The 4983-nt window shown below is 75.1% G+C and carries 3 protein-coding genes and 1 pseudogene; all 4 read left to right on the top strand.

Annotated features, from left to right (window positions below; all coding sequences use genetic code 11):
- On the top strand, nt 1-1573 hold a 1573-nt coding region (hutU, locus tag ACFV5N_RS24610), incomplete at its 5' end, for a urocanate hydratase (protein WP_385603806.1).
- Nucleotides 1574-1667: 94 nt separating this feature from the next.
- Entirely contained in the window at nt 1668-2903 is a 1236-nt protein-coding gene (locus tag ACFV5N_RS24605) for an allantoate amidohydrolase (RefSeq protein WP_385603804.1), read from the top strand.
- Nucleotides 2894-4246, top strand: coding sequence for a formimidoylglutamate deiminase (locus ACFV5N_RS24600; protein WP_385603802.1), 1353 nt, complete (start codon nt 2894-2896; stop codon nt 4244-4246). Before ACFV5N_RS24605 ends, ACFV5N_RS24600 begins: the two co-directional genes overlap by 10 nt.
- A 17-nt stretch (nt 4247-4263) precedes the next feature.
- Nucleotides 4264-4983, top strand: a pseudogene (locus ACFV5N_RS24595) (imidazolonepropionase); the annotation flags it as partial.

Genomic DNA, 4983 nt, shown 5'->3' with positions numbered 1-4983 from the left:
GAACAACCTCGACCCCGAGGTCGCCGAACACCCCGACGACCTGGTCGTCTACGGCGGCACCGGCCGGGCCGCCCGCGACTGGCCCTCCTTCGACGCCCTCACCCGCACCCTGCGCACCCTGCGCGACGACGAGACGCTGCTGGTGCAGTCCGGCCGGCCGGTGGGCGTCCTCACCACCCACGAGTGGGCGCCCCGGGTCCTGCTGGCCAACTCCAACCTGGTGGGGGACTGGGCCACCTGGGAGGAGTTCCGCCGCCTGGAGCAACTGGGCCTGACCATGTACGGGCAGATGACCGCCGGGTCCTGGATCTACATCGGCACCCAGGGCATCCTCCAGGGCACCTACGAGACCTTCGCCGCCGTCGCCGCCAAACGGTTCGGCGGCACCCTGGCCGGCACCCTCACCCTGACGGCGGGCCTGGGCGGCATGGGCGGCGCCCAGCCGCTGGCCGTCACCATGAACGGCGGCGTCGTCATCTGCGTGGACTGCGACCCGCGCGCCATCGCCCGGCGCATCGAACACGGCTACCTCGACGTCCGCGCCGACTCCCTGGAGGACGCGCTGCGGCAGGCGGAGGAGGCCAAAGCGGCACGCCGCCCGCTGTCCATCGGCGTACGGGGCAACGCGGCCGAGGCCGTGCCCCGGCTGCTGGCGCTCGGCGCCCCCATCGACATCGTGACCGACCAGACCAGCGCCCACGACCCGCTGGCCTATCTGCCGCTGGGGACCGCGTTCGCCGACATGGCCGAGGAGACCCGGCGCGACCCGGCCGCCTTCACCGGGCGGGCCCGGGAGTCGATGGCCCGGCACGTCGCCGCGATGGTCGGCTTCCAGGACGCCGGAGCCGAGGTCTTCGACTACGGCAACTCGATCCGGGGCGAGGCACGCCTGGCCGGATACGAGCGGGCGTTCGACTTCCCGGGGTTCGTCCCCGCCTACATCCGGCCGCTGTTCTGCGAGGGCAAGGGCCCCTTCCGGTGGGCCGCGCTCAGCGGCGACCCCCGCGACATCGCCGCCACCGACCGGGCCGTCCTGGACCTCTTCCCGGAGAACCAGTCGCTGGCCCGCTGGATCCGGCTGGCCGGCGAACGCGTCCGCTTCCAGGGCCTGCCCGCCCGCATCTGCTGGCTCGGCTACGGCGAACGCGACCGGGCCGGGGAACGCTTCAACGACATGGTCGCCTCCGGCGAACTGGCCGCCCCGGTCGTCATCGGCCGCGATCACCTCGACTGCGGCTCGGTCGCCTCGCCCTACCGGGAGACCGAGGCCATGCGGGACGGCTCCGACGCCATCGCCGACTGGCCGCTCCTCAACGCCATGGTCAACGTCGCCTCCGGCGCGTCCTGGGTCTCCCTGCACCACGGCGGCGGCGTCGGCATGGGCCGCTCACTGCACGCGGGGCAGGTCACGGTCGCGGACGGCACCCGGCTGGCGGGCGAGAAGATCCGGCGGGTGCTGACCAACGACCCGGGCATGGGCGTCATCCGGCACGTGGACGCGGGCTACGAGACGGCGGAACACGTCGCCGCGGAGCGCGGCGTCCGCGTCCCGATGCGGGAGGAGGCCCGGTGACCGGAGCAGGGACCCGGCCGCGCGGCCGGGCGCGGGCGGCGGACGCCGTGCCGGGCGGCGCCGGCCGCACGGTGGCGCCCGGGCCCGGAAGGGCATGGCGGAACGGGGAGGACGGATAGCCGTGGCGGACGGATTTCTCTCGCTGTGGCGGGACCTGGAGCCCATCGGGCGGCACGCCGGGTCCGGCGGGTACCGGCGGTTCGCGTGGGGCGGCGCCGACGGGGAGTGCCGGGACTGGTTCCGGGACCAGGCCCGGGCGCGCGGGCTGCGGTACGAGGTGGACCGCAACGGCAACCAGTGGGCCTGGCGCGGCGACCCGGAGCGCGGCGACGCCGTCGTCACCGGCTCGCACCTGGACTCCGTGCCGGACGGCGGCGCCTTCGACGGGCCGCTCGGCGTGGTGTCCGCGTTCGCCGCCGTGGACCGGGTGCCGGAGGGCGGGCGCCCGCTGGGCATCGTCAACTTCACCGACGAGGAAGGCGCCCGGTTCGGCGTCGCCTGCGTCGGCTCCCGGCTCGCCACCGGCACCCTCACCCCCGAACGCGCCCGCACCCTGCGCGACGCCCAGGGCATCAGCCTGCCGCAGGCCATGGAACGCGCCGGGCGGGACCCGGACGCCATCGGCCCCGACCCCGAACGCCTCGCCCGCATCGGCGCCTTCGTCGAACTCCACATCGAACAGGGCCGCGCCCTGGCCGACACCCCGCACCCGGTCGGCGTCGCCTCCGCGATCTGGCCGCACGGGCGCTGGCGGTTCGACTTCCACGGCGCCGCCAACCACGCCGGGACCACCCGGCTGGAAGACCGCCGCGACCCGATGCTGACCTACGCCACCACCGTGCTCGGCGCCCGCAAGAAGGCCAGGCTCGCGGGCGCGCTGGCCACCTTCGGCAAGGTCGCCGTCGAGCCCAACGGCGTCAACGCCATCCCCTCCCTGGTGCGGGGCTGGCTGGACGCCCGCGCCGCCGACCGGCCCACCCTCGACACCGTGGTCGCCGCCATCGAACAGGCCGCCCGCGAACGCGGAGGCCGGGACGGCGTGACGGTCACCGTCACCGAGGAGTCCCGCACCGCCCTCGTCGAGTTCGACACCGCGCTCCGCGACCGGCTGGCCACCCTGCTCACCGAGCGGCACGGCGGCGCGCCCCTGCTGCCCACCGGCGCCGGACACGACGCCGGCATCCTGTCCGCCACCGTGCCCACCGCCATGCTCTACGTGCGCAACCCGACCGGGGTCTCCCACGCACCCGCCGAGCACGCCACCGAGGACGACTGCGAGGCCGGCGTCACCGCCCTCGCCGAGGTACTGGAGGAACTGGTGTGTCGCTGAGCGCGCAGAGCTACTGGGCCGCCCACGCCTGGCTGAACGGCACCGTCCAGGACGGCGTGGTCATCGCCACCGGACCCGACGGCCGGGTCACCGAGGTGCGCACCGGCGTGCCCGAACCGCCCATCGCGGCCGTCCCGCTCGGCGGCCTCACCGTCCCCGGACTCGCCAACGTCCACAGCCACTTCTTCCACCGCGCGCTGCGCTCCACCGCCCAGATCGGCGGCGGCACCTTCTGGACCTGGCGCGAGGCCATGTATCTGGTCGCCTCCCAGCTCACCCCCGACTCCGCCCACGAACTCGCCCGCGCCGTCTACGCCGAGATGGCCCTGGCGGGCATCACCTGCGTCGGCGAGTTCCACTATGTGCACCACCAGCCGGACGGCACCCCGTACCACCACCCCAACGCCATGGGCGAGGCCCTGATCGCCGCCGCCGCCGACGCCGGGATCCGCATCACCCTCCTCGACACCTGCTACCTCTCCTCCGGCTTCGGCACCCCGCCCACCGCCCGGCAGCGCCGCTTCAGCGACGGCACCGCCGAGGCCTGGGCCACCCGCGCCGCCGCCCTCACCGCCACCGGCCACGCCCGGATCGGCGCCGCCATCCACTCGGTGCGCGCCGTCCCCGCCACCGCGCTGGGCACCGTCGCCGACTGGGCCCGCGAGCGCAACGCCCCGCTCCACCTCCATCTGTCCGAACAGCCCGCCGAGAACGAGGCCTGCCACCGCGCCCACAGCACCACGCCCACCCGCCTGCTGGCCGATCACGGCATCCTCGGCCCCGGCACCACCGCCGTGCACGCCACCCATCTCACCGACGACGACATCACCCTGCTCGGCGCCACCGGCACCGGCGTGTGCGTGTGCCCCACCACCGAACGCGACCTCGCCGACGGCATCGGCCCGGCCGCCGCCCTGGAGCGCGCCGGCAGCCCGCTGAGCCTGGGCAGCGACAGCCACGCCGTCATCGACCTCCTCGAAGAGGCCCGCGCCCTGGAACTGCACGAACGCCTGCGCACCCGCGCCCGCGGCCACTGGACCGCCGCCCAACTGCTGCGCACCGCATCCGAGGAGGGCCACGCCGCCCTCGGCTGGGCGGACGCCGGCCGTCTCGAACCGGGCTCCTTCGCCGACTTCACCACCGTGGCGCTGGACACCGTCCGCACGGCGGGCCCCGCCCCCGCGCTCGCCACCGAAGCGGTGATCCACGCCGCCACCGCCGCCGACATCCGGGACACCGTGGTCGGCGGCCGGCACATCGTGCGCGACGGAGTGCACCAGCTGGTCCACGACGTGCCGGCCGCCCTGGCCCGCGGCATCCGCGCCCTGAACCACCCCCGCTGACACTCCGAGGGACGACGATGGCCAGCACGGCAATCACCCACATCGGCACGCTCATCACCAACAACCCCTCCCTGGGCCACGGCCCACTCGGACCCCTCCACGACGCGGCCCTCGTCATCGAGGACGACCGCGTCGCCTGGATCGGTACCACCAGTCAAACACCCGCCACTGACAGTTACCACGACGCGGGCGGCCGGGCCGTCATCCCCGGCTTCGTGGACGCCCACTCCCACCTGCTGTTCGCCGGCGACCGCACCGCCGAGTTCACCGCCCGCATGTCCGGCCGCCCCTACACCGCCGGCGGCATCCGCTCCACCGTCACCGCCACCCGCCGCGCCACCGACGAGCAGCTCGCCGCCAACCTCACCGCCCACCTCGCCGAGATGCACCGCCAGGGCACCACCACCGTCGAGACCAAATCGGGCTACGGGCTCACCACCGCCGACGAATCCCGCGCGCTGCGCGTCGCCCGCGCGCACACCCCCGAGACCACCTACCTCGGCGCCCACATCACCGCCCCCGAGTACGCCGACGACCCGGACGGCTACGTCGCCCTCGTCACCGGCCCGATGCTCGACGCGTGCGCGCCGTACGCCCGCTGGATCGACGTGTTCTGCGAGCGCGGGGCCTTCGGCGCCGACGCCGCCCGGACGATCCTGGCCGCCGGACGGGCCAGGGGGCAGCTGCCGCGCGTCCACGCCAACCAGCTCGGAACGGGGCCCGGCGTCCAGGTCGCT

The sequence above is a fragment of the Streptomyces sp. NPDC059853 genome (assembly GCF_042731495.1).
In the GTDB taxonomy this organism is placed as follows: domain Bacteria; phylum Actinomycetota; class Actinomycetes; order Streptomycetales; family Streptomycetaceae; genus Streptomyces.
This window is presented reverse-complemented; position numbering and strand designations above follow the sequence as displayed.

What these genes read in the sequence shown, in the direction of transcription:
- ACFV5N_RS24605 (WP_385603804.1), top strand. Translation starts at nt 1,668, where the DNA reads ATGGCGGAACGGGGAGGACGGATAGCCGTGGCGGACGGATTTCTCTCG.